This window comes from Streptomyces herbicida (assembly GCF_032656585.1).
In the GTDB taxonomy this organism is placed as follows: domain Bacteria; phylum Actinomycetota; class Actinomycetes; order Streptomycetales; family Streptomycetaceae; genus Streptomyces; species Streptomyces herbicida.
In genome coordinates this window covers 146,021-170,066 of sequence record NZ_JAUYWJ010000024.1, presented here as the reverse complement: position 1 = coordinate 170,066, position 24,046 = coordinate 146,021, and the positions used below count along the sequence as shown (strand labels likewise).

Sequence of the window (24,046 nt, the reverse complement as noted above, 5' to 3'; positions counted from 1 at the left end):
GGCTGGCCGCTCAAACGCGCCGCCCACCGCGTCGCAGACCGCCCATGTGTTCCGGCCGTCACCATCGTTGGCGCCACCAAACCCAAACGGGTCAAGCGGACACCAAAGCCCTAAGTTACCGGTATTGGGTTTAACCTAGGGGTTGCAGGAGCCTAACGGCAAGGGGTGCAGGGGGAGTTGGGGGCATTTGCGGTGCAGGAGCGGGATGATCCGGAGACCGTCGGGCGGCGGGTGCAGCACCTGCGCACGGAACGGGGGCTGACACAGCGGCAGTTGGCGGAGCCCGCTTACACGCCCGCCTATATCTCCACCCTGGAGGCGGGACGGGTGCGTGCCTCCGACGACGCGCTGCGGCACATCGCCGGGCGGCTCGGGGTCGCCTTCGAGGAGCTGGCCATCGGGCGGCCCGCACACCTCGCCACCGATCTGCGGCTGCGGCTCACCGAGGCGCAGCGCACCCTGGCCACCGGGGCGGCCGAGGAGGCGGCGGCGCAGTACGCCGCCCTGTTCGCGGAGGCAGAGGCGCACGCACTCCCGCCGGAGCAGGCCACCGCGCTGCTCGGGCTCGGTGAGTGCGCGCTGGACACCGGAGACCTGGCCGAGGCCCGGGGGCACTTCGAGCGGGCCGAGGAGCGGATGGCGGGCGAACCGCTGCCGGTCCGGGTGCCCGCGCTGCGCGGGCGGGCCGTCTCGCACTACCTCGCGGGTGAACTCCGGTACGCCGTCTACCTGCTGGAGTCCACGCTCGACGAGCTCAACCGCGGCGGTCTGCACGACCCCGACGCCCTGCTGCTCCTGTACGCCAGCGTCATCGGCCCCTACATGGACATGGGCGCCCATGCCCGCGCCGCCCAGGCCGCCGAGTTCGCGCTGGCCCTCGCCCCGCAGGTCGCCGACCCCGCCCTGATCGCCCGGATGCACCGCTCCGTCGCCCGCACGCTGCTCGCCGAGGGCCGGGTCGCCGAGGCCGACGCCTCGCTGGCCAAGGCGGCCGAGCTGTACCGCCAGCTGCAACTGCGCACCGAACTCGCCAACTGCCACTGGATGCGCGGATACGTGTACGCCCAGGACGGTGAACTGGACCGGGCCGAGGGCGAGTTGCGGGAGGCCATGGCCATGCTGTCGGCCACCCGCGCCGCCCTCTACAGCAGCCAGGTCGCCGTCGAACTCGCCGACGTGCTGCACCGGCGCGGAAAGTCGGACGAGGCCGCCGAGCTGCTGCACGGGGTGCTGGGGGACCTGTCCTCCGAGCGCGGCGCCGTGCACTCCGCCGCCGCGCACCGGCTGCTCGGCATCATCGCCGAGGACGCCCGGGAGACGGAGGCGGCCGAGGAGCACTACGTCCGCGCCCTGAGCCTGCTGGAGCGGGCGGGGGCCGCCGGCGACCTCGCCGACCTGTGCCGGCTGCTCGGCGATCTGCTGCGCCGTACCGGGCGCGTGGAGGCCGCGCTGGACGCGTACCGGACGGGACTCGGACACCGGACGGCCCCCGGCACCACGACCCTCGGCCCCGCGCCCGCGCAGCCTCCTCTGTGAGCCTCCCGGGACCGTTTCGGACACGGCGTGGCGGGTAGTCGGTAGGCCCTTCCGACGGGAGCGTCGCCCGCCCGGGTGCTTCGGGTTGTGCCGATGCTGAAGGAGGCGGTGGAAGTGCAGCGGGTCGACGAGGCGATCGTCGAGCGGCTGCGGGGCGTCGCGCCCCGGGCCGTGCCCGGGCGGGTGTGCGCCCTGGCGGTGGAGCTGCTGCCGGTCACCGGCGCGAGCGTGTCGCTGTGCGTCGGGGGGCTGCCCGTCCGGATCGGGGCGAGCGACGAGGTGGCGGCGGACATGGCCGAGCTGCAGGCCACGCTGGGTGACGGCCCGTGCCTGTACGCCGCCGGGATCGCCGCGCCCGTGCTCGCCCGCGATCTCACGGCCCTCCCGGCCCTGCTGCGCTGGCCGGTCTTTTCCCACCAGGCGACGGCCGCCGGGGTCCGGGCGGTCACGTCTATACCGCTGGGCATCGAGCCGGTCTGCGTCGGCACCCTCGACCTGTACGGCGCCGAGCCCGGCGACGTGGACGGCGGCGATCTGCACACCGCCCTGGTCCTCGCGGGCGTGCTGACCGCCGCTCTCCTCGCCCTGCCCCGCGCGGACGAGGACACCGAGCCGTCCGGCAGGGGCGGGCTGAGCGGCCTCACGGGGGAACACGACCAGATCCACCGGGCGGTCGGCATGATCATGGCCCAGCTCCGGGTCCCCGCGGACGAGGCGCTCGACCGGCTGCGCGGGTACGCGTTCGCGCGCGGCCGCACCGTGCTCGACGTGGCGCACGACCTGGTCGGGCACCGCGGGAGCCTGGACGTGGAGTGAGCGCGGGGTGAGCGCGGGGTCAGGCCTGCGCCCGTCCCTGTTCCCGCACCTGGGCGAGACGCCGGCTGCCGAGTTCGAGGGCCTGGCCGACGGCGTCGGACGGCGGGGTGCCGAGAGCGCCCTCGGTGAGGACGATCGCGTCGTCGCCGACCCGCACGACCGCGACGTCCACGGTGAGGGTGGCGGGCTCGCCGTCGTCGCCGACGGTCTCCCCGGTCAGCGTCACCCGCAGACCCTGCCGGTCGTCCCCGACCTGCGGCAGCTCGGCCGCGTAGACCCGGACGGTCTCGGGCCCCGCGCTGGTGGTGGCCGCCGCGAACTGTGCGCACGTCTGGGGCAGCGTCTTCAGCCAGGCCAGCGTGCGGTCCAGGTCGGCCCGTCGGTCGGCGGCCACCTGGTAGCGCAGCTGGGCCTGGTCGTCGCCGTCGTCGAGGGCGGTCACGGCGTACGCCCCCGGCGACTGCCCGAGCAGCTCGTCGGCGTACAGGGCGTCGAGCAGCTGCTGGCATGCCGGGGCCGTGGTGCCCGCCTTCAGCAGCGCGTCCCGCCAGGTCGCGGCCCCCTGGGTCGGGCCCCACGGCACCCCCAGATCCGCCTCCGTGATCAGAGCCGCCCTCGCCTGGGCCGCCGTGAGCGCGGGGTCGGGGGACGGGGAGAGCTGTCCGGCGGCGGAGGCGGCGGGGACCGCCCGCCGCGCCGACTTCTCGTGCTGGCCTGCCAGACAGCCGGAGGCCGTGACCAGCACACCGACGGTGAACACGGAGGCGGCGAGGCGACGGGCCGGGCGGACTGACATGACGGGGCCTCCTGAGCGTGCCGGGGACCGGGTACGTGTGTGATCTCACGGCACCACCCCGCGGCCCCCGCCACCAGCGCGACGAGCCGTCCGGGTGAGGCGCGGCGTCCCGCGCTGAAAATCGATCGACCGTACGTCCGCGCCCTGTTAGCTTCGGCCCATGCAGCGCGCCCTGTCGTACCCCTTCCGCACGACGACGCCGGAGAGTGTCCCGGCGCGCTGACAGCTGACCCAGTCCGAAGCCCCGGGGCGAGTGCCCCGGGGCTTCGTCGTGTCACGGGGTGTTCGCCTCCCTCACCGAGGAGACCACCGTGCACGACCACCGCCGGCTCGGCCGAGAGCTCGATCTGTTCGACACCGACCCGCTGATGGGCGCCGGGCTGCCCTACTGGCTGCCCGACGGCGCCGTCGTACGCCACACCCTGGAGGAGTACGTCCGCGACGCGGAACGCGCGGCCGGGTACCGGCACGTGTACTCGCCCGTGCTCGGGAAACGCGAGCTGTACGAGATCTCCGGGCACTGGGACCACTACAGCGACGACATGTTCCCGCCGATGGAGCTGGGCTCCGAGCAGGTCGTCCTGCGCCCCAGCCTCTGCCCCCACCACGCCCTGATCTACCGCTCCCGCTCCCACAGCTACCGCGAACTGCCCCTGCGCATCGCCGAGCTGGGCGGCATGTACCGGTCCGAGCTGTCCGGCGTGCTCGGCGGCCTCACCCGTGTCCGCGCGATCCAGCTCAACGACGCGCACATCTTCTGCACCCTGGACCAGGCGGTCCAGGAGGCCCGCGCCGCCCTGGAGCTGATCGCCCGCGCCCACGCCGACCTCGGCATCCGCGCCGCCCGGTACCGGCTCTCCCTGCCCGGTGAGGGCGGCAAGTACGTCGCCGACCCGGCGCTGTGGCAGCGGGCCACCGCACTGCTGAAGGAGGTCCTGGCCGAGTCCGGCGTGGACTACGAGGAGGCGGCGGGCGAGGCCGCCTTCTACGGCCCCAAGATCGACGTGCAGATCGCCGACCCCGCGGGCCGCGAATCCACCCTCTCCACCGTCCAGATCGACTTCCACCAGCCCGAGCGCTTCGACCTGCACTACATCGGGCCCGACGGGGCGAGGCACCGGCCGGTGATGGTGCACCGCAGCGTCATCGGCAGCGTCGAGCGTGCCGTCGCACACCTCGTCGAGGAGCACGGCGGGGCCTTTCCGGCCTGGCTGGCGCCCGTGCAACTGGTGGTGCTGCCGGTCGCGGACGAGCAGTACGCGCGCGCCGAGGCCGTGGTGCGGGACGCCGTCGCGCGGGGGCTGCGGGCCGAGCTCGCCGGGCCCGTGCAGGGCAGCCTCGGCGCCCGGATCCGGGCGGCGCGTCTGGTGCCGTACCAGGCCGTGATCGGCGCGCGGGAGGCGGACGGCGGCGAGGCGGCCGTACGGCTGAGGGACGGCCGCCGGCCGGGAACCCTGCCCGTCGCCGGGCTCCTGGACCGGATCACCGCCCGGGTCGCGGCCCGCGGGACCGCGCTCTGGGACTGAGCCGAGGCCCGCGGAACCGCGCTGCGGGACTGAACCCCGCATAGGGTCGGGGCGAGGCAAGAGGCACGAGGGACCAGAGAAGGAGCCCCCGCCGTGACCGACCGGACGACCATCCCCGTGATCATCGACTGCGACACCGGCGTCGACGACGCCCTGGCCCTGCTGTTCGCCGTCCGTCACCCAGGCCTCGACCTGCGCGCCGTCACCTGCGTCGCCGGGAACACGGACGTCGACGGGGTGGTCCGCAACACCCTGACCGTCCTGGAGCAGGCGGGCGCCGGTGACATCCCCGTCGCCCGCGGGGCCGGGCGGCCGCTGATCGAACCGGCCCGCTCGGCCCGGCATGTGCACGGGGAGGACGGGATGGGCGACCTCGGGCTGCCCGCGCCCACCCGGACCGCGGCCGACGTGGACGCGGTGACCCTGCTGCGCCGCGAGATCCTCGCCTCGCCGCGCCCGGTGACCCTGATCCCGACCGCGCCCCTGACGAACATCGCGCTGCTCCTGCGCACCCACCCGGAGGTGACCCGCAACATCGAGCGGATCGTGTTCATGGGTGGCGCGGTGGCCACCGGGAACGCCACGCCGGTCGCCGAGTTCAACGTCTGGCACGACCCGGAGGCCGCCGCGATCCTGCTCACCGCGGGGGTGCCGATCACCATGTACGGGCTGGACGTGTTCACCCGGGTCGTGGTCCCGGGGGCACAGGTGCGGCGGCTGCGGGCGAGCGCGGAACCGGGCAGCCGGCTCGCCGGTGAACTGCTGGCCCACCGTCCCTCCGCCCCCGACCCGGACGGCGACGACCCGGCGGGCGGGCTCGGTGACGCGGGCGCCGTGTGCGCGGTCGCCGACCCGGCCGGCATCGCCACCCGTCTGCTCCCGGTCGAGGTCTCCCTCGCCCCCGGCCCGACCCGCGGCCAGACCATCGTCGACCGCCGGCCGCGCCCCGGGGAGTCCGAGATCCACGACGGCGTACGCGAACAGGCCCTGGTGGACGTGGCGTTGGACGTGGACGTGGAGCGCTACGTGAAGCTGTACCTGGCGACCGTGGAGCGGACCTAGCGGCCGGTCACACCGTGCCGCCGAAGAACACCCGCACCTCCCGGACGAGGCCGTCCCGCACCGTGATCGCCTCGACGTTGCGGTGCCGGGCGCCGGTCTTCAGCTCGTACTCGTAGTGGGCGAAGACCAGTTCGTCGTCGGCCGGGACGACGTGCAGCAGCCGCTGTTCCCTGAGCCGGCCCGGCCGTCGGGAAGCACCGGTCGAAGAACGCGGCCTTGTCGATGTGGTCGTCCTGCGGGCTGGTGAAGGTGAAGTCGTCGGCGCAGAGGGGCAGGGCCGCGGCGCGGTCCTGTGCGAGATAGTGCCGGAACGCGGCCTCGACGACGTCTTTCGGACTGCCGGTCATACGGCCACCGTACGGCCGAACGCCCCGGAGCGGGGGTCTTAGGTGCGTTCGTCGCCGGGGTCGGACCGTTGCCCGTTGACTGCCCATGAGCGTGTTCTGGCGTGGGCGCCGGCTAGCCCACGGTGGGGCTGGGGCTGGGGGTGGCTCCGCCGCCACCGCCGCCACCGGAGAGACCGTCGATGTTCACCGGGGTGGACGTGGCGTTCGGCGGCGGGGTGAGCACGACCTCCGGCTGTCCGGCGGGCGGGGGCGGCGGGGTCAGGTCGGAGTCGGGCAGCTTGGGCGGGGTGGTCTGGTTGAAGAGGGTCTGGTCGAAGTCGACCAGGCCGGTTTTCTCCATCACCGTGATGTGGTCGAGCACGGTGTCGTTGGCCTGGTCGGCCAGGGCGCGCACGAGCGTGTTCTTGGTGGTGGACCGGATCTTCGCCACCGTGTTGAAGATCGAGCCGTGCGTCATCCGCAGGATGTTGGCGAAGTCGGAGTCGAACTTCTTGCCGCTGTCGGACTTCAGCTGGTTGACGAAGCCCTCCTGCTGCGGACTCGCGATGTTGGGCAGCGTGATGTTCAGCATGGGCGCGATCTTGCGGCAGGTGGTGTCGAGCGCGGCGTGCCCGTCGACCAGGTGCTGGCTCGCGGTGATGACCGCCTTCGTGGTGCCCTTCTGCAGCCCGATCTGACCGACCGGGTACTCCCACAGACCGGCCGCGCGCACCTTGACCACGAAGTCCCGGTCGCCCTCGGTCAACGGCCCCCACTGCGTCTGGGCGATGACACGGTCCGGCGAACTGGAGACCTTGCTCACCCCCAGCATGCTCGGGTAGACGAGCGCCACGAGGGTCAGGCTCAGGGCACCGCCCACGAAGAGAGTTCCCGTCGCGTTCCGCGAAAAGCGCACCATGCCTCCTGCCGGTCGTGGATCCCCACCAGCAGTACGGACGACGAAGGGCTTGGACTCTTTTGATTTGGTAAAAACTGAGCCCCCCGGTGTGACCTGGCCGCGGTTGACGGAATGTTGACTCCTCTGCGGGAGAGTCCTGGTGAACTCCCGCCCTAGATTCCCCGCATGCCCCCACAACCTCCCCCGAGAGTTCCCGCCTCTCTTCCCGTCCTCCCCTATCGCAAGCCCACCAAGGGCCGTGACTACTGGGTGCTGGACGACGTGCTGCCCGATGCGGATGCCGTGCGGGAGCGGTGTCTCGGCAAGGACGACTGGGTCCAGGGGTATCCGTACACCTCGGAGACCTGGCCGGGACTGCGCACCATGCCCGGGCTCGAACCCGCCGAACTGGGCCGGGTGGAGCGGCTGGTGAAGCAGGCCACCGGGGCCAAGGAGCTGTGGGTGCAGCAGGCGCCCGGCGGCGGGACCCTCAATCACAACTGCGTGCAGGTGGTGGGAGAAGGGGAGAGCGAGCCCCGGCCCCACACCGACTCGCGTGCGCTGTGCCGGTATGCCGCCGTGCTGTATCTCAACCCCGGTGTGCCCAAGGACTGCGGGACCAGTTTCTACCGGCAGTCGCTGCCCGGCGGACGCCTCGGCGGGAACGTCGTCCAGGCCCCGCACAACAACCTCGTGGAGGCCCTGGGGACGCGGTTCGTCGCGCCCGACGCCTTCGAGGAGGACGTACGGGTGCCGCACAAGTACAACCGGCTGCTCCTCTACAACGCCAACCTCGTGCACAGCGCCACCGGTTACTCGGGCAGGACGCTGGAGGAGAAGCGGATGACCGCCGTCTTCTTCTGGATGGCCTGACCGGACGGTCCGGGTCGGGCGGTCGGGGCGGTCAGTAGCGCAGGGCCGTCCCCACCTCCGGCTTCACCTCGCCCGAGAGGTTGTGCGTGCTGCGGGCCGTCCCCGTCCCCGTCTTGCCCGCCGCCACGTCGCCGATGGTGACGACCACCGTGTCGAGGAGATTGCCGCCCGAGTCCTTGAAACTGACCTGGACGGCGAAGGACTTCGTGGAGTCCGCCGTGTTGTTCGCCGTGACTTCCACCGTGGTGCGGCCGTCGGAGGCGGTGGCGGGCGTGCCGAGCTTCACTTCGTCCTTGGCGTTGACACCGTTCTTCACCTCGCCGAGCCGCCGCCGGGCCTCCGCCGACGCCGACGCGACCACGTCCGAGCCCTTCGAGGCGAGGGAGGACGCGGCCGACGCCGCCTTGCTGACGGCGGCCGACGCGGCCTTGCTCGCGGTGGACGACGCGTTGCCGCCTTCGGAGCAGCCGCTCAGTGCCGTGCCCAACGCCGCCGCCAGCACCAGCGCCGCAACCGTTCGATAACCCGCCATCACGTACGCCTCCATCGGTGTCACTCGGCCAGGCTGTCCCTCCCAGTCAAGATCCGGATCCACGCCACCGCACGTCGACGTCAGCCGTACGGCGCAACACGTCTACTGGTTCGGCCTCACCGGCGGGGCCGGAGGTTCAGCAGCGTCGTCCAGTTCCTGTTCCCGCCGTACTCGCCCGTCCTCACCCGGTTCGGGTGAGGCCATGACGTATCTGCCGTGCGCAGGCTGAGGGCAGCAGAGAGCCGCGGCCGGGTGACGGCCCGGGGCGGCGGGAAACCCGGAGGGAAGACGTGGACACGGTGTACCTCGCGTACGACTATCCGCTGCTGAGCGCGTTCTGGACGATGCTGTGGTTCGTCCTGCTGGTGATGTGGTTCGTCCTGCTCTTCAAGGTGATCGTGGACGTGTTCCGGGACGACTCCCTGAGCGGCTGGGCGAAGGCGGGCTGGCTGGTGTTCGCCATCGTGCTGCCCTTCCTCGGCGTCCTGGTCTACGTCATCGCCCGCGGCAAGGGCATGGGGCAGCGCGAACTCGCGGAGGCACGCAATCGGCAGGCGGCCTTCGACTCGTACGTCCGTGAGACGACGGCCCCGCAGGGCCGCCCGAGCAGCTCGGAGGAGCTCGCCAAACTGTCCGAGCTGCGCAACCACGGTGACATCACGGAGGACGAGTTCCGCCGGGCGAAGGAAATGGTGCTGAGCGGCCAGTCCCCGAGATGAAACGCACGTGAGCGGCGGCCGGAACACCGGATGGGCTCGGCTGGCACTGTTCGCCCTGGCGGCCGGCGTGCTGGTGCCACTGCTGGCGGCCGGGCTGAAGAGCGTGCTGTGGGCGCTGGCCGGCCTCGCCGGGCTGGCCCTCACCGCCGCCGGCCTGTGGTGGGCCCTCGCGCACACCGGAGTCGTACGCGTCGCGGGGATGCTGCTGGCGGTGGCCGCCCCGCTCGCGGTCCTCGCCCTGTACGCCACGCACGGGCTGATCTGGGAGGCCGCCCTCTCCCTGGGCCTGTGGCTGCTGGCGGTCACGGCCGCGCGGATCGCCCTGACGCCCTCGGGAGCTGCTCCCGGACGCCACCGTGACGCGCGTCCCGCCGAGCCGCCGCGCAGTGCGTGGCTCCTGATGAACCCGAACTCCGGCGGCGGCAAGGTGGCCCGCTTCCACCTGGCCGAGCGGGCCCGGGCGGCCGGCGCCCGGGTCGTCCTGCTGGACCCCTCGCAGCACCCGGACGTGGCGGAGCTGGCCCAGCGCGCGGTGGCGGACGGCGCGGACCTGCTGGGAGTGGCCGGCGGGGACGGCACACAGGCCCTGGTGGCCGAGGTCGCGGCCCAGCACGATCTGCCCTTCATGGTGATTCCCGCCGGTACCCGCAACCACTTCGCCCTCGACCTCGGCCTCGACCGCGAGGATCCGGCGGCCTCCCTGGAGGCGCTGACCGACGGCGAGGAGCTCCGGGTGGACCTGGGGTTCGCCGCCGACCGGGTGTTCGTCAACAACGCCTCGTTCGGCACCTACGCGGCCGTGGTGAGCGAGCCCGCCTACCGGAACCGGAAGCTGCGGACGATCCTGCGGACCCTGCCCGACCTCCTCACCGGCGACGAGGCGCCCAGGCTGGGGATGCGGTCGGGGAAGCGGCACCTGGACGGGCTGCAGGCGCTGCTCGTCAGCAACAACCCGTACCGGCGTGCCGCCGACGCGTCCCGTCCGGGCCGCAGAGAAAGCCTGGACTCGGGGCTGCTGGGCGTGGTGTGCGTGCGGGTCGGCAGTACGGCTCAGGCGGCGCGGCTGGTGAGCGGTGCGCACTCGCCGGGCCTGACGCGGCTGACCGCTCGGGAAGTGGTGGTCGAGGCGACCACACCCACCGTCCCGGCCGGTGTCGACGGGGAGCACACCATGCTGCCCGCCCCCGTCGTGTGCCGCATCGTCCCCAGGGCGCTGCGGGTGCGGGTGCCGCGCCGTCGTCCCGGTGCGCCGGTGAGCAGGCCGACGGCCGACTGGCGGCGGGTGCTGCGGCTCGGGCTGCGGCCGGGATGCCGTATCTGAGCCGGGATGCCGTGTCCGAGCGGTGAGCGGGCCTCAGGCCGGTGCGGTGGTCCTGCCGACGCGCCTGGCCACCAACTTGCCCAGTTCCCACAGCACCAGCAGCACCAGCGGCGGCACCAGTGCCCAGCCGAACTGCCGCACGGTGATCTGTGTCGTCCCCAGCAGCCGCTGGAACCCGTCCATCTGGGTGACCAGCACCGCGAGCGCGAACTCCACGAGCATGGCCCAGTTCATCTGCTTGCTGTCGAAGCTCGCGGTGGTCAGGACGGTGTCCCTGTCGCTGCGGCACTCGAGCGCGGCCACGATCAGACAGAGCGCGAAGGAGGTGAACGCGATCGACTGCCCGACGGCGGTGCTGCCGTAGTGCGACTCGCCCAGCTTGATCAGGGCCAGCAACCCGACAGTGATCACCAGCCCGGACAGCCCGACCGTGATCATCACGCTCCTGGTGAGCACGGGCTCGCCGCGCGGCCGCGGCCGGCGCTCCATGAGCCCCGGGCTCTGCCGGTCGAAGCCGAGCGCGAAGCCGAAGGCTGCGTTGACGAAGAAGTGGATCCACAGCACCTGGGGCGGGGTGAAGGGCTCACCGGCGGCGATGTTGAACAGGGTCGCGCCGAGGAACGTCAGCACGAACACGACCAGGAGCACGAGGACGAAGCGGATGTACTTGGTGAGGTTGTCGTAGATCTTGCGGCCCTGCTCCACCGCGAACACGATCGTGGCGAAGTTGTCGTCCGCCAGCACCATCCGCCCGGCGTTCTTCGCCACCTCGGTGCCGGAACCCATGGCGATGCCGATGTCGGCCGCCTTGATGGCCGGGGCGTCGTTGACACCGTCCCCGGTCATGGCCACCACGTCGCCCTTCTTCTTGAGGGTGTCGGCGAGCAGCACCTTGTGCTCGGGGGCGACCCGGCCGACCACCCCGATGCCGTCGATCCGGGCGAGCCGCTCGCTCTCCGGCAGGGCGGCGAAGTCGGCGCCCAGCACGGCCTCGCCCTCGATACCGAGCTGCCGCGCGATGGCGGCGCCCGTGACGACGTCGTCCCCGGTCACCATCCGCACCCGGATGTGCGCGGCCTGCGCGTCGGCCACCGCGGCCCGCGACTCCTTGCGGGGCGGGTCGACCATGCCGACCAGGCTCGTCATCTGCAGTTCGGTGACATGGGCGAGCAGGTCGCCGTCGGGATCGAAGACGGCGGGGTCGAGGTCGCGGCGCGCGGCCGCCATCACCCGCAGGCCCTCGCCGCCCATGCGCTCGACATGCGTCTGGGCCCGCTGCCGCAGCTCCTCGTCCCACGGGACGCCCGTACCGTCCCGCAGCGCGGTGGCGGCCCGGGCCATGACCGCGGGCGCCGCGCCCTTCACGAAGCACCGCACGACCGGGCGGCCCGCCGCGTCCGTGGCCGGGTGGAAGGTGGCCATCAGCTTGTACGAGGGGTCGAACGGCAGCGTGGCCAGCCGGGGCTGCCGGGCCCGGGTGGCGTCGATGTCCAGCCCGGCCTTGTGGCCGAGCACCAGCAGGGCACCCTCGGTGGGGTCGCCGACCACCGCGCCGTCCACCAGCTCCGCGTCGCTGGCCATCACATACGGCAGGATCGCGTCGTCCAGGCCCGGGTTGCTGCCGACGGCGTGGTGGATCCTGCCCTCCAGGCCGTATCCGGTGCCGGAGACGGTGTAGCGGTCGCCGGGGTCGAGAACCTCGACGACCGTCATCTGGTTCATGGTGAGGGTGCCGGTCTTGTCGGAGTTGACCGCTGAGGTGAACCCCAGCGACTGCACCGACGGCAGGTCCTTCACGATCGCCTGACGCCGGGCCAGGTCGACCCCGCCGATCGACAGGATGGTCTGGGTCACCGTGGGCAGGGCCTCCGGAATGGCGGCGATGGCCAGCGAGACGGCGCTCACGAAGAGCGCGTCCCATGCCTCGCCGCGGCTGCGCCCCAGGACGAACATCACGATCATCGTCAGCCCGGCCGCCCCCGTGATCCACAGAGTGAGCCGGTTGAGCTCCCGGTCCAGCGGCGAGGCCTCGCGGGGCGTCGCCGACAGCATCCCGGAGATACGGCCGAGTTCGGTGCCGGCGCCGGTGGCCGTGACGATCACCGTTGCGCTGCCGTGGGTGACCGGCGTGTTCATGAACGCCATGTTCGTGCGGTCGCCTGGTGCCAGATCGCCGCCGGCCAGGGTCGCCGGGTCCTTGGCGGCGGGCACGCTCTCGCCCGTCAGCGCCGACTCGTCGATCTGCAGGGCGCTGGCCGCGACGATCCGGCCGTCGGCGGGGACCTCGTCCCCCGCGGCGAGGAGCACGACATCGCCGACGACGACCTCCTCGGCCGGGATCTCCGATTCCGTTCCGTCCCTGCGCACCCGGGCGGTCGCCTGCAGCATCGACTTGAGCGCGTTCATGGCGCTCTCGGCCTTGCCCTCCTGCCGCATGCCGACGACCGCGTTCAGGACCGTCAGCGCGACCAGCAGGATGCCCGTGTTCCACTCGGCGATCAGGAAGGACACCACGGCGGCGGCGACCAGGACCAGCTGCATGTAGCTGCGGTACTGGGCCAGACAGCGGCGCCAGCCCGGCAGGGGTTTCTCCTCCGGCAGCGCGTTCGGGCCGTTGTTCTCCAGGAGTTCGGCCGCCCGCGCCGAGGAGAGCCCCACGGCCGGATCCACACCGAACGCGGCGGCGACCTCTTCCGGCGGGCGTGCGTACCAGGCCCGGTCCTGTGCCGCCCCTTCGTGCGGGGCATCCGGCTGCGCGGTCATGGCGCGGGCCTCCTCTCAGCCCTTCTTGCCGGATCCCCCGGACGAGACCGAGGCGGCGTACGGGTCCGCGGCGGCGCCCTTGGGCGCCTCGCGCTCCAACTCCCGCTTCACCTGGGCGAGTTCCTGCCGGGTCTCATCGCTGACCTGCGGGTACCGGGGATCGATGCCGATCAGGGTGTGGGCCAGCACCGCGGCGGCGCAGACGCGCGCGAACCACTTGTGGTCGGCCGGTATGACGTACCAGGGGGCCCAGGGTGTGCTGGTGGCGGACAGCATCTCGGAGAACACCCGCTGGTAGTCGTCCCAGCGGGCCCGCTCCCGGGCGTCGGCGGGCGAGAACTTCCAGTTCCGCTCGGGAACGTCGATGCGTTTGAGGAAGCGGATGCGCTGTTCCTCCTTCGACAGGTTCAGGAACATCTTCACGACCCTGAAGCCGTTGTCGGAGAGATAGCGCTCCCAGTCGTTGATCTCCCGGTACCGCCGCTCCCACACGTCTCCGCGGCGGCCCGCCTCCGGCAGCTTCTGCCGGTGGAGGTTCTCGGGGTGCACCCGCACCACGAGGACCTCTTCGTAGTGGGAGCGGTTGAAGATCCCGATCTCTCCGCGCTGCGGCAGATGGCGGTTGTAGCGCCACAGATAGTCGTGGTCGAGCTCCTCGGCCGAGGGCACCTTGAAACTGGTGACGCGCACACCCTGTGGATTGACGCCGCTCATCACATGGCGGATCGTCCCGTCCTTGCCGGCCGCGTCGAGCGCCTGCAGGCACACGAGGACCCCGTAGGTGTCCTGGGCGGCCAGCCGCTGCTGGTAGTCGGAGAGCAGTTCGATGCCGTTGCGGAGCAGCTCGACGCCCTCCTTGTTCTTGCGGGCGCCCGCCGTCTTGTACCCCGGGTCGAAGTCCTCCGCCAGATGCACCTTGGTGCCGGGCACGACCCGCAGGGGCTCTATGAAGTCCGCGATGCGCTCGGCTCTCTCGTCGGCCATCGTCCACCGTCCCTTCCGCCACGCAGGCCCGGCGACACCGCGGCCGCGCACGGGCAGCGTCCCTCCGCCAGCGGCGGGCGGCCTCACCCGCGACGGGTGGTTCGGAGGCTTACGAAGGCGGGTCCGGCTTTGTCGGTCATGGGCATGCCTCCTGGATCCGGTGCGTTTCATGCGGCAGGATGCGCGGGTGAACGACCACATAGCGCAGTCCCCGCCACTCCCCGTCCTGCAGCCGGTCCGAGGTTCCGCCCGGGTCGCCGTTGCCGCTCTTCTGCTCGCCGGTGCCGCCTGGGTGGTCCGGGCGGCATGGGAGATCCGGCTCGCGGTGGCGGGGGAGCCCGCCTCGGGGCCGCCGGACCAGGGAGAGGGCAACCATCGCGCGCTGACGGCCCTGGAGGACTCGTACCACTTCGTCGGTACCGTCGGCGGGGCCGCCGCGCTGATCTGCGCCTTCGCATTCCTGTCGTGGCTGTGGCGGGTCCGGGACAACGCGCGGATCATCTCCGGCCGCCCGGCCCGCTACCTCGGGATCTGGGTCTATCTGGGCTGGATCATGCCCATCATGAATCTGTGGGTGCCCCGCGGACTGGTCGCGGACGTCTACGAGGGGAGCACCGGGGGCAAGCCGGCGCCGCTGGTCCTGAACGTCTGGTGGGTGCTGTGGCTCGTCGGCATGCTCAGCGGGGTCGGGCTGGTGTACGAGGATTCGAGGGACGAGGTCATCGAGCGGGCGTACACGGAGGTGTGGCCCCTGCTGGCGTCCGACGCGGCGGTGGTGGGCGCGGCCGTGGCCGCCGTGTTCGTCGTCCGTGCCGTGACCGCCGCACAGCTGGAGCGCGGGGCTTCGGACACCGCCACGCCGGTCGCGCCCGTCGCGGCGGCCCAGGAGGCGTGACCCCGGCTCGGCCTACGGGTGCGGGGTCCCCGTGAAGGCAGTACGGTCACGCGTCATGAGCACCATTGCCATCGTCGGGGCCGGTCCCGGACTGGGTGCGGCCGTCGCGCGCCGGTTCGGGCGTGAGGGGTACGGCGTCGCACTCGTCGCCCGCGACCGGGCCCGGCTGGACGCCCTCGCCGGGGAACTGGGCGCCGAGGGGGTCACCGCGCACGGGTTCGTCGCCGACGTGCGCGACCCGGAGGCGCTGATGGCGGCCCTCGCCGCGGCGGGCGAGGAGATCGGGCCGGTCGAGGTGCTGCAGTACAGCCCGGTGCCGCAGCGGGACTTCATGCTGCCGGTGCTGGAGACCACGCACCAGGATCTGCTCGGGCCGGTCGAGTTCTCGGTGTACGGGCCCGTCGTCGCCGTTCAGCAGGTGCTGCCCGGTATGCGGGCCCTGGGCCGCGGCACGATCCTGTTCGTCAACGGCGGCAGCGCCGTCGTCCCGCACCCGGACCGTGCGGGCACCTCGATCGCGTTCGCCGCCGAGAGTGCTTACGGCCATCTGCTGCACGACCGGCTCGCCGCGGAGGGCATCCACGTGGCCCAACTCGTCGTCCCCGGCTCGATCGTGCCTGGCCACCCGCGGAAGGACCCCGCCGTGCTCGCGGAGACCCTGTGGGGCATGCACCGGGACCGCCACGGCTTCCGTCACTACGCCGACGACCTCGACAGCTGACCCGACCGCCGCCTCCTCGATCACTTGTTCGACCCCTCCGAATTCCTCGCAGTGTCGGATATCGATTCGTGCGCAACGATGGTGGTAGATCCGGAATGCACCGGAATGCACCGGAGCGCACCCTCTGAAGGGGGTCGAGATGGCTGTTGAGATCCCTCCCCTGATAAAGCCCTCGCGGCTCAGGCGCCGCGGAGGCCTGCTGGGCGAGTGCCTGGCAGAGTTCCTGGGGACCTTCGTCCTCATTTCGTTCGGTTGCGGTGTCGTGGCGATGGCGGTCGCGGCGCTGCCCGGCTCGGGCCGTGCCGCGACGCCCACGACGATCTTCCTGGCGGCGGGTGACTGGCTGCTGATCACCTGGGGCTGGGCCCTGGCCGTGGTCTTCGGTATCTACGTGGCCGGCGGTGTCAGCGGAGCGCACATCAACCCGGCGGTGACGCTGGCGTTCGCCGTGCGCCGCAAGTTCCCCTGGATCAAGGTCCTCCCGTACTGGCTGGCGCAGGTCCTCGGCGCCCTCACCGGGGCGGCGCTGGTCTTCGGCGTCTACCACGACGCGATCAACGCGTACGACGCGGCCTCGAAGGATCCGCATGTGGGCGGGAAGACGCTCGCCACGTTCTCGATCTTCGCCACCTTCCCGGCGCCGTACTTCAACGGCGGCGTCTGGGGGCCGCTGTTCGACCAGATCGTCGGCACCGCCTTCCTGGTCATGTTCGTCGTGGCCGTCATCGACCTGCGCAACACGGCGGTGCAGGCGAATCTCGGCCCGCTGGTGATCGGCTTCGCCGTCGCCGCCGTCGGCATGTCCTACGGGGCGAACGCCGGATACGCCATCAACCCGGCCCGTGACTTCGGACCGCGTCTGCTCACCTGGTTCGCCGGATGGGACGGTTACGCCTTCCCGGGGGACGGAGCATGGTTCAGCAACTACTTCTGGATCCCCATAGTCGGGCCGCTGATCGGCGGCGTGATCGGGGTCCTGGTGTACGACCTCTTCATCAGCGACGTGCTGCACATCCGTGCGGAGCTGGGCGAACTTCCGGAGCCCGGCCGCACGCGTCCCACCATCGAGTGACGGCCCTGTGTGCGGGGTGACCGGTACTCCCGGCCGCCCCCGCTCACGTCCGGGCACGGCCGAGGGTCTCCCGGATCCGGCCGCCGTATTCGACCGGTAAGCGGTCGCGGGCCACATTTGCCGCATGCGCGTGGGTCGCCCGCGAGCTGCCGGTGTCGCGACCCGGCGGTCAGTCGGGTGAGGGTCATCCATGGCCCGGGCGCCATGGAGTCGCCGTATCCGTGCACGGCGGCCGGCTCGGTGCCGGCCCGGTGCGTCGCCGCCCGTGCCCGGGCGCCGCGGCCGCCGGGCCGTCGGGACTTCGCTTCCCCAGCCCTGCGGGCACCTTGACGAGCTGTACGGGAGCGCGCCCGCGCCGTACAGTCACACGGCTCTGTGCATGCCGGGATCAGCGGGGCCATCGCCCCCGACCGGTTGACGGCGCCCTCGCTCCGCCCCGGCCGGGAGCTCCGTACCGAGCTCAATCACCTGGTCGGCGGAATGCGCGTCTTCGCCGCGGCACCCTCCGGCACCGACGCCGGCGCCGCTCATCACGCCGACTGGCTGGGCGACGATTCCCCAGGGCGCCTTCACGGCCGCGGCCGCGCTCGACCGGACCGCCTGGCACCGGCCGGGCGCCCTCGACACCCCGGTCCGCCTCTCTTTCGGCACCCTGCCCGGCCCCACGGCGGCGCTCGTCCACCTCACCGAGCTCCTCGTCCACGGCGCCGACCTCGCCGTCGCCACCGGCCGCGAGGATCTGGTCGACCAACTCCCTTGCGAGGAACTCGGACGCTCCCGCCCACCGGCGGCTGCTCGCCTTCACCGGGCGCGACCTGGCGGCGTGAGGCCGCGCGACCGGGTACCAGAGCGACCCCAGTGACAGGTTCTGGTCAAAATCTGGCCAAGTGCCGGACCTTTCCTCCCTTGAGTGGTCGGGTCTCCTGCGACGGCTGCGTCAATGCCCCGCAAGGGAGGATCCGTTGTCATCACTCACCCGCCGGAGACGTCGGCTCACGATCTGTGCCATCACCGTCTCCGCCGCACTGGTGTCACTGCCCGCAAGCGCCGCACCCGGCAAGAACAGCACCCCCTTCGGCGCCCGCACCCTCGCCCGACTCGCCGCCGAACGAACGCATTCGGCGGGCGGCATCACCCACCAGGTGAAGGCCGCCGACGAGGACGACGGGAACGAGGCCGATGAGATAGCCGAGGGTGCCGACCAGTACGCCGAGGCTCGCACCTCGCCCGGCATCGTCGCGCCGGGCGCCTATGGAGCGGCCTGGAACAGTCTGGGCAAACTGCCCGGCACCGGCGGAGGCTGGCACCACGTCACCGACCTGCCCTACAACTCCGACGACCCCCGCTACCGCGACTTCGACTCCAACTCCAGCGGCGGGGCCGGCAATGTCACCGGCCGGATGGCCGCGATGGCCGCCGACGACGACGGGTACGTGTACGCCGGGAGCGCCGGCGGCGGTGTGTGGCGGTCGCACACCGGCGGCGGGCACTGGAAGCCCATCAGCGACCGGCTGTCCTCGCAGTCCACCGGCGCGCTCGCGCTCGACGGGGCCGGACGGCTGTGGCTGGGTACCGGCGAGGCGACGACCAACGCGGACGCCTACCTCGGCAGCGGCGTCTATGTCCTCTCCCACCCGCACCACGGGAGCTTCTCCATGCGCAGCCGGGTCGGCGGCGACGAACTGGAGAGCACCACCGTCCACGAGCTGCGCTTCGGCGCCGGCAAGGTGTGGGCGGCGACCAGCGAGGGCGTCTGGAGCCACTCCACCAAGAAGCTCACCGGCGCCTGGAAGCTGGAGTTCGCGCCCAACCCCGACTATCTGCCGGGCGGTTCGAAGGCGAGCGACCCCTCCGCGGCGTACAAGAACATCGCCAACGACATCGCGATCGACCCGAAGGACCCCACCAAGGTGGTCCTGGCCGTCGGCTGGCGCAGCGGTGACGACTACAACGGCTTCTACACCAAGGCGAACGGCGCCTGGACGCGGATCACCAGCGGCCTGGGCGACCTGCCCGCCGACGCGGACGGCGTCGGCAACGTCACCTTCGCCCGCTCCGCCGACGGCTCCCGCTACTACGCCGTCGACCAGTCGCCGGAGCAGCTCAACACCAACCCGGACAGCGGCCTGGAGGGCATCTTCGTCTCCAAGTCCGGTTCCCCGACCGGGCCTTGGACGAAGATCGCCGACTACAAGGGCCTCGCGGCCGACGGCTCGGCGCTCACCACCAGCGGCTACATGCCGGGCATCCAGGCCTGGTACAACCAGTTCCTCACCGTCGACCCGAGCGACCCGCAGCACGTGTACGCGGGCCTCGAGGAGGTCCACGAGACCAAGGACGGCGGCAGCACCTGGTCGGCGGTCGGCCCGTACTGGAACTTCGGTTTCCCCTGCTGGAGCATCGACCCCGCCAAGCAGACCGGTGACTGCAACCAGACCACCCACCCCGACCAGCACGGCGTCGCGATCGGCCGCTACCACGGCAAGAGCTTCGTGTACGTGGGCAACGACGGCGGCGTCTACCGGCGTCCGGTCGACGGCGCCCAGGACTCCTCCGGGCACGCCACTGACTGGACCTCGCTCAACGACGGCACCATCGACACCCTCCAGTACTACTCGGTGGGCATCGGCAAGGACCTGGCCTACGGCGGAGTCGCGGTCACCGGCGGACTGCAGGACAACGGCCAGTCCGTCCTGCGCGGCAACGACAAGGTGATGGGCTCCAACTTCGGCGGCGACGGCGGCGACACCCTCACCGACCCCGCCAACGGCTGCAACATCGCCGAGGAGTACGTCTACCTGGCCGTCCAGATCACCCAGAACTGCGCGGTGAACGACGGCAGTTGGACCAGCGACCCGAGCAGGGTCACGTCGTACAACGTCGCCCCGGCCGACAGCGCCACCAGCGAGGCCCGCTTCATCGCCCCGCTCGCGGCCGACATGAAGAACAGCTCGACCTGGATCGCGGGCGGCCGCCATGTGTGGGTGCAGACCCACGGCTACGCCATCCGCAGCGGCTCGGAGTGGACCAGCCTGCACGACCTCGGCGCCGGCCGCACCGCAACCGCCGTCGCGGCCTCGGGCGGCAAGGTGTACGTGGCCTGGTGCGGCCCCTGCAACAACCAGGGCTTCGCCCGTGGCATCGCCGTCGGCAACGAGGACGGCACCGGCTGGCACGACATCACCCTGCCGGTGGACGGGTCCGTGCCCAACCGCTACCTCAGCGGCTTCGCCGTCGACCCGAAGAACGCCGACCACGTGTACCTCGCGGTCAACGGCTTCTCCCGGCACTGGACCGAGGGACCCGGCGCCGGCGTCGGCCATGTCTTCGAGTCCAAGGACGGCGGCACCACCTGGAAGGACATCTCGGCGAACCTTCCCGACGTGCCGGCCAACTCCGCGGTCGTCACGCAGAACGGCGGCCTCGCCGTGGCCACCGACCTCGGTGTCGTCTACCGCGCGCCGGGCCGCACGACGTGGCAGCGCGTGGGCCGGCTCCCGGCCGTCGCCGTGCTCCAGCTGAAGCTGAGCCCGGACGGCGGCACGCTGTACGCGGCCACCCACGGCCGTGGCATCTACACCGTCAAGGTCCGCGACTGCGACTGACGCGAGGTGGAGGGGTGGTTCCGGACGCATCCCGGTTTCCGGGGGCCGGGGTCACCCCTCCCGCGGGTACGGCACCACGCTCAGGTCCAGCGTGAAGGCGACGGCCGGCGCGCCCGCCACGTCCGGTGCCTTCGCCGTGGCGGTGACCTTGGCCGTACCGCCCCGGGTGCCCGCGCAGCGCAGCGAGGCCCGGGCGGTGCCGTCCGGGTCCAGGTGCCATCCGGACGGCAGCACGAAGGCGGGCGCGGAGCTGTGTACGGCCGACCATCGCCTGTCGTCCGTACGGGGCTCGAGGACGAGGGACACCACGGTCCCGGGCCGTGCGCACAGCCTCCGTACGGGCGCGTCACCATGGGCGACGGTGACCTGGGTGTGCCCGGCGGCGCAGCCGCCCGCCGAGGCGGAGGGCGCGGCCGAGGGCGATGACGTGGCCGGGGTCCCGGACGCGGTCCCGGCCGGGGGCGCGGTCGTCCGGGTCGGCGCACCGGACGCCGGTGACGCCGTGCCGCTCCCCGTCCCGGAGGGCCCTGTGGAGGGTCCGCCTGACGATCCCCCGGAGGATCCCCCGCCCCCCGGCCCGCCGCACGCCGCCAAGACGATCACCCCGGCCACCCACCATGCCCCGGTCCACCACCGCATGCCCTTACCTCCCGGCCCGCTTCTCCGGACACCAGCATGCCCCCCGCGAGTGTGATGCAGTTCACGCTTGGACTAGTGTGGTTGGTGAGGGAAGTGATTCCGTTGTCCGTCGCCTGGGACGACATCGGCGGGCTCGTCGATGCCCACGAGCGTTTCCTGGCCGGTGAACGAGTGGACTCGGACGTCCGGAGCCCGGTCCTGGACTCCTGGAAGCGATGCAGGTCCGCGGGGCTCGAGCCGCACCGGCTGCTGCTCCCCTACACATCCGAGCTGGCACTGGACGACCCGCTGCTGCAGGCCGCCGACCCGGTGCTGCAGGACCTCGCCGACTCTCTGGCCGACGTGAGCATGACGGTCGTGCTGTGCGACGCGCAGGCCCGTCTGATCCGGCGCTACGGCGGTGACCCGTGGCTGCGCGCACGCCTCGACGAGGTGCACTTCGCCCCCGGGTTCGACGTCTCCGAGCAGGCCGCGGGCACCAACGGCGTGGGTACCGCGCTGGCCGAGCGGGGCCCGGTCTTCGTCGCGGGCCGTGAGCACTTCGCCGACTGCCTGCTGCCGTTCGCCTGCGCGGGCGCGCCCGTCCGGAACCCGCTCAGCGGCCATATCGAGGCGGTGCTCGACCTCACCTGTCTGCGCGGTGACGGCGACCCCGCCATGCTGGCGCTGGCGCGGGACGCCGCCCACGACATCGAGGCGCGGCTGCTCGGCCAGGCCGCCGAACGGGAACAGGCCCTGCTGACCGCCTACCGGCAGGCCGACGCGGGCGGACTGCCCCCGGCGGCCGAGCCCCCGCCCCCGTCGGCGCGGGGGGCCGGCCACAACGGTGGCGAGATCGGCCGGCTCGACCTCGCCGTGCTGCGGGAGAAGGCCGAGGAGCTCATCGCCTCTCCGCAGCACACCGTCGAGGAGGTCGAGCTCTCCGACGGCCGGACCGCCACCCTGCTGCGCCGTCAGGTCAGGGGAGCGACCGGCGAGACGGGCGCGGTCGTCGAGGCCCGGGTCGCCGGCGGCCCGCGGCTGCGCCATGTGGAGCCCAGGGCGCCCGCGCCGGCACCCCTGGCGGTCCCGGCGCGTTCCGCCGTGCGGGCCGTGGCTCCTGCCGTCGTGCCGCCGCTCGCTCCGGCGCCGCCGGTCCGGCCGGCACCCAGCCGGGGCACGGGGGACGAGGGCGGCACCGATGCCGACGGCTGGCTGCTGCTCCTCGGCGAGGCCGGCGTCGGCCGGCTCGCCGTCCTGGCCCGCCGGCGCCTGGAACTGCTGCACGACGCCGGCGTCCGGATCGGCACCACCCTGAACGTCACCCGCACCGCGGAGGAACTGGCGGAGGTCACGGTCCCCCGCTTCGCCGACTTCACCGCCGTGGACCTGCCGGACGCGGTGCTGCGCGGCGAGGAGCCGGGCCCCCTCGGCGCGGACGCCCCGCTGCGCCGGGTCGCCCTCGGCGCCCTGCACGAGGACTCCCATCTGTACGGCGTCGGCGACACGGTGCGCTACGTGCCGACCACCCCGCAGGCGCGCAGCCTGGAGACCCGCCAGTCCGTGCTCGAACCTGTCCTGGCCGCGGCCGGCGGCTGGATCGCCCAGGACCCGGCCCGGCTGGAGCTGGTGCTCGCCGCCGGGATCCACTCGCTCATCACCGTGCCGCTGCGGGCCCGTGGCACGACCCTCGGCGTGGTGAGCTTCTACCGCGCCGAGCGGCCCGCCCCCTTCGAGGACGACGATCTGTCCCTGGCCCAGGAACTGGCCGCCCGCGCGGCGATCTGCATCGACAACGCCCGCCGCTTCACCCGCGAGCACACCACCGCGCTCGCCCTGCAGCGCAGCCTGCTGCCCCGGGGGCGGCCCGAGCAGAGCGCCGTCGAGGTCGCCTACCGCTATCTGCCCGCGCAGGCCGGGGTGGGCGGCGACTGGTTCGACGTCATCCCGCTGTCCGGCGCCCGGGTGGCGCTGGTGGTCGGGGACGTGGTCGGCCACGGTCTGCACGCCGCCGCCACGATGGGCCGGCTGCGCACCGCCGTGCACAACTTCTGCTCCCTGGACCTGCCGCCGGACGACCTGCTCACCCACCTCGACGACCTGGCCGGCGGGCTGGACCGGGGCGAGGGCTGGGGCACGGCCGACAATGCCCCGGACTCCGGTATCGCGGGCGCGACCTGCCTGTTCGCCGTGTACGACCCGGTGTCCCGGCGGTGCACGCTCACCCGTGCCGGGCACCCGGTCCCCGCGGTCGTGGGACCCGACGGCACGGTGGACTTCGTCGACCTGCCTCCCGGACTTCCCCTCGGCCTGGGCGGGATGCCCTTCGAGACGGCCGAGCTGGAGCTGGCCGAGGGCAGCCAGCTGGTGCTCTACACCGACGGCCTGATCGAGGACCGCCGACGGGACGTCGACACCGGCCTGGACCAGCTCCGTACCGTCCTGGCCTGCGCCGGACGTCCGCCGGAGGACACCTGCGAGGCGGTGCTCGACGCGCTGCTCCCGGCCCGGCCTCGCGACGACGTGGCCCTGCTCGTCGCCCGCACACACGCGCTGGGCCCCGACCGGGTCGCCCAGTGGGACCTGCCCGCCGACCCGGCGGTCGTCTCCCGCGCCCGCGCCGCGGTCACCGATCAGCTCGCCGCGTGGGGCCTGGACGAACTGGCCTTCACCACCGAACTCGTGGCCAGCGAACTGGTCACCAACGTCATCCGGCACGCGACCGGCCCCGTCCGCCTACGGCTGATCCGTGACCGCGCCCTGATCTGCGAGGTCTTCGACGGCAGTGCCACGTCGCCGCGGCTGCGTCGGGCCAGGAGTGAGGACGAGGGTGGCCGCGGGTTGTTCCTGGTCGCCCGTCTCACGGAGCGGTGGGGGACCCGGTCGACGGCCGAGGGAAAGGTCATCTGGACCGAACAGCCGCTGCCGCGGGCGTCGGGTGGGCTCAGCGGTCGGTGGTGATCATTCGGAATCGGGTCCGGGC

General features: G+C 72.5%; 18 protein-coding genes. 12 read left to right on the top strand and 6 right to left on the bottom strand.

Annotated features, from left to right (window positions below; translation table 11 throughout):
- Positions 1 to 192: 192 nt before the first annotated feature.
- Positions 193 to 1,536 carry a helix-turn-helix domain-containing protein gene (locus Q8A52_RS38805; protein WP_316760552.1) on the top strand — a complete coding sequence of 448 codons (1,344 nt, stop codon included), beginning with the start codon at positions 193 to 195 and terminating at the stop codon, positions 1,534 to 1,536.
- Positions 1,537 to 1,629: 93 nt separating this feature from the next.
- The gene (locus Q8A52_RS38800) at positions 1,630 to 2,352 is read left to right on the top strand and encodes a GAF and ANTAR domain-containing protein (RefSeq protein ID WP_316760551.1); all 723 of its coding nucleotides are present in this window, start codon (positions 1,630 to 1,632) and stop codon (positions 2,350 to 2,352) included.
- 19 nt (positions 2,353 to 2,371) lie between these two features.
- On the opposite strand, the gene Q8A52_RS38795 is transcribed toward Q8A52_RS38800, so the two are convergent.
- On the bottom strand, positions 2,372 to 3,148 hold the full coding sequence (locus Q8A52_RS38795; protein WP_316760548.1) for a hypothetical protein: 777 nt from the start codon (positions 3,146 to 3,148) through the stop codon (positions 2,372 to 2,374).
- Positions 3,149 to 3,429: 281 nt separating this feature from the next.
- Here Q8A52_RS38795 and thrS point away from each other — a divergent pair, with 281 nt between their 5' ends.
- Entirely contained in the window at positions 3,430 to 4,674 is a 1,245-nt protein-coding gene (gene thrS / locus Q8A52_RS38790) for a threonine--tRNA ligase (protein ID WP_316760545.1), read from the top strand.
- 93 nt (positions 4,675 to 4,767) lie between these two features.
- Positions 4,768 to 5,736 carry a nucleoside hydrolase gene (locus Q8A52_RS38785; RefSeq protein WP_316760541.1) on the top strand — a complete coding sequence of 323 codons (969 nt, stop codon included), beginning with the start codon at positions 4,768 to 4,770 and terminating at the stop codon, positions 5,734 to 5,736.
- Positions 5,737 to 6,195: 459 nt separating this feature from the next.
- On the opposite strand, the gene Q8A52_RS38780 is transcribed toward Q8A52_RS38785, so the two are convergent.
- Positions 6,196 to 6,942, bottom strand: a complete 747-nt coding sequence (locus tag Q8A52_RS38780; RefSeq protein ID WP_408649330.1) for a DUF4142 domain-containing protein — start codon at positions 6,940 to 6,942, stop codon at positions 6,196 to 6,198.
- Positions 6,943 to 7,146: 204 nt separating this feature from the next.
- Here Q8A52_RS38780 and Q8A52_RS38775 point away from each other — a divergent pair, with 204 nt between their 5' ends.
- Positions 7,147 to 7,833 (top strand): DUF6445 family protein, encoded by a 687-nt coding sequence (locus Q8A52_RS38775; RefSeq protein WP_316760536.1) that lies wholly within the window; start codon positions 7,147 to 7,149, stop codon positions 7,831 to 7,833.
- 31 nt (positions 7,834 to 7,864) lie between these two features.
- Here Q8A52_RS38775 and Q8A52_RS38770 read toward each other — a convergent pair whose 3' ends face one another.
- Positions 7,865 to 8,365 (bottom strand): hypothetical protein, encoded by a 501-nt coding sequence (locus Q8A52_RS38770; protein WP_316760534.1) that lies wholly within the window; start codon positions 8,363 to 8,365, stop codon positions 7,865 to 7,867.
- A 344-nt stretch (positions 8,366 to 8,709) separates the two neighbouring features.
- Here Q8A52_RS38770 and Q8A52_RS38765 point away from each other — a divergent pair, with 344 nt between their 5' ends.
- Both Q8A52_RS38765 and Q8A52_RS38760 read left to right on the top strand, forming a co-directional pair.
- Positions 8,710 to 9,084 (top strand): SHOCT domain-containing protein, encoded by a 375-nt coding sequence (locus Q8A52_RS38765; protein ID WP_316760574.1) that lies wholly within the window; start codon positions 8,710 to 8,712, stop codon positions 9,082 to 9,084.
- A gap of 7 nt (positions 9,085 to 9,091) precedes the next feature.
- On the top strand, positions 9,092 to 10,405 hold the full coding sequence (locus tag Q8A52_RS38760) for a diacylglycerol/lipid kinase family protein (RefSeq protein WP_316760533.1): 1,314 nt from the start codon (positions 9,092 to 9,094) through the stop codon (positions 10,403 to 10,405).
- 33 nt (positions 10,406 to 10,438) lie between these two features.
- Here Q8A52_RS38760 and Q8A52_RS38755 read toward each other — a convergent pair whose 3' ends face one another.
- Positions 10,439 to 13,168 (bottom strand): cation-translocating P-type ATPase, encoded by a 2,730-nt coding sequence (locus Q8A52_RS38755; RefSeq protein WP_316760532.1) that lies wholly within the window; start codon positions 13,166 to 13,168, stop codon positions 10,439 to 10,441.
- A gap of 15 nt (positions 13,169 to 13,183) precedes the next feature.
- Entirely contained in the window at positions 13,184 to 14,152 is a 969-nt protein-coding gene (locus Q8A52_RS38750; RefSeq protein ID WP_316760530.1) for a polyphosphate kinase 2 family protein, read from the bottom strand.
- 187 nt (positions 14,153 to 14,339) lie between these two features.
- Here Q8A52_RS38750 and Q8A52_RS38745 point away from each other — a divergent pair, with 187 nt between their 5' ends.
- The 4 genes from Q8A52_RS38745 (at position 14,340) to Q8A52_RS38730 (ending at position 20,445) form a co-directional block, all read left to right on the top strand.
- Positions 14,340 to 15,047, top strand: a complete 708-nt coding sequence (locus Q8A52_RS38745) for a DUF4328 domain-containing protein (protein WP_316760528.1) — start codon at positions 14,340 to 14,342, stop codon at positions 15,045 to 15,047.
- Between the two features lie 55 nt (positions 15,048 to 15,102).
- The gene (locus tag Q8A52_RS38740; protein WP_316760526.1) at positions 15,103 to 15,768 is read left to right on the top strand and encodes an SDR family NAD(P)-dependent oxidoreductase; all 666 of its coding nucleotides are present in this window, start codon (positions 15,103 to 15,105) and stop codon (positions 15,766 to 15,768) included.
- 139 nt (positions 15,769 to 15,907) lie between these two features.
- A complete protein-coding gene (locus tag Q8A52_RS38735) occupies positions 15,908 to 16,840 on the top strand; it encodes an MIP/aquaporin family protein (protein ID WP_316760524.1) in 933 nt (310 codons plus the stop codon).
- A gap of 962 nt (positions 16,841 to 17,802) precedes the next feature.
- Positions 17,803 to 20,445 carry a beta propeller repeat protein gene (locus tag Q8A52_RS38730; protein WP_316760522.1) on the top strand — a complete coding sequence of 881 codons (2,643 nt, stop codon included), beginning with the start codon at positions 17,803 to 17,805 and terminating at the stop codon, positions 20,443 to 20,445.
- A 51-nt stretch (positions 20,446 to 20,496) separates the two neighbouring features.
- Here the strand turns inward: Q8A52_RS38730 and Q8A52_RS38725 are convergent, their stop codons facing one another.
- Positions 20,497 to 20,754: an acetyl-CoA synthetase gene (locus tag Q8A52_RS38725; RefSeq protein ID WP_316760520.1), complete on the bottom strand. Its 258-nt coding sequence runs from the start codon at positions 20,752 to 20,754 to the stop codon at positions 20,497 to 20,499.
- Between the two features lie 384 nt (positions 20,755 to 21,138).
- Between Q8A52_RS38725 and Q8A52_RS38720 the strand changes: the two genes are divergently transcribed.
- Positions 21,139 to 24,024, top strand: a complete 2,886-nt coding sequence (locus tag Q8A52_RS38720; RefSeq protein WP_316760572.1) for a SpoIIE family protein phosphatase — start codon at positions 21,139 to 21,141, stop codon at positions 24,022 to 24,024.
- The last annotated feature ends 22 nt before the right edge of the window (positions 24,025 to 24,046 follow it).

Excerpts from the sequence above, each read along its gene's own strand:
- Q8A52_RS38800 (WP_316760551.1), top strand. The coding sequence starts at position 1,630 with ATGCTGAAGGAGGCGGTGGAAGTGCAGCGGGTCGACGAGGCGATCGTC.
- Q8A52_RS38795 (WP_316760548.1), bottom strand. The coding sequence starts at position 3,148 with ATGTCAGTCCGCCCGGCCCGTCGCCTCGCCGCCTCCGTGTTCACCGTC.
- Q8A52_RS38775 (WP_316760536.1), top strand. The coding sequence starts at position 7,147 with ATGCCCCCACAACCTCCCCCGAGAGTTCCCGCCTCTCTTCCCGTCCTC.
- Q8A52_RS38770 (WP_316760534.1), bottom strand. The coding sequence starts at position 8,365 with ATGGCGGGTTATCGAACGGTTGCGGCGCTGGTGCTGGCGGCGGCGTTG.
- Q8A52_RS38765 (WP_316760574.1), top strand. The coding sequence starts at position 8,710 with ATGCTGTGGTTCGTCCTGCTGGTGATGTGGTTCGTCCTGCTCTTCAAG.
- Q8A52_RS38755 (WP_316760532.1), bottom strand. The coding sequence starts at position 13,168 with ATGACCGCGCAGCCGGATGCCCCGCACGAAGGGGCGGCACAGGACCGG.
- Q8A52_RS38750 (WP_316760530.1), bottom strand. The coding sequence starts at position 14,152 with ATGGCCGACGAGAGAGCCGAGCGCATCGCGGACTTCATAGAGCCCCTG.
- Q8A52_RS38740 (WP_316760526.1), top strand. The coding sequence starts at position 15,103 with ATGAGCACCATTGCCATCGTCGGGGCCGGTCCCGGACTGGGTGCGGCC.
- Q8A52_RS38735 (WP_316760524.1), top strand. The coding sequence starts at position 15,908 with ATGGCTGTTGAGATCCCTCCCCTGATAAAGCCCTCGCGGCTCAGGCGC.
- Q8A52_RS38720 (WP_316760572.1), top strand. The coding sequence starts at position 21,139 with ATGCAGTTCACGCTTGGACTAGTGTGGTTGGTGAGGGAAGTGATTCCG.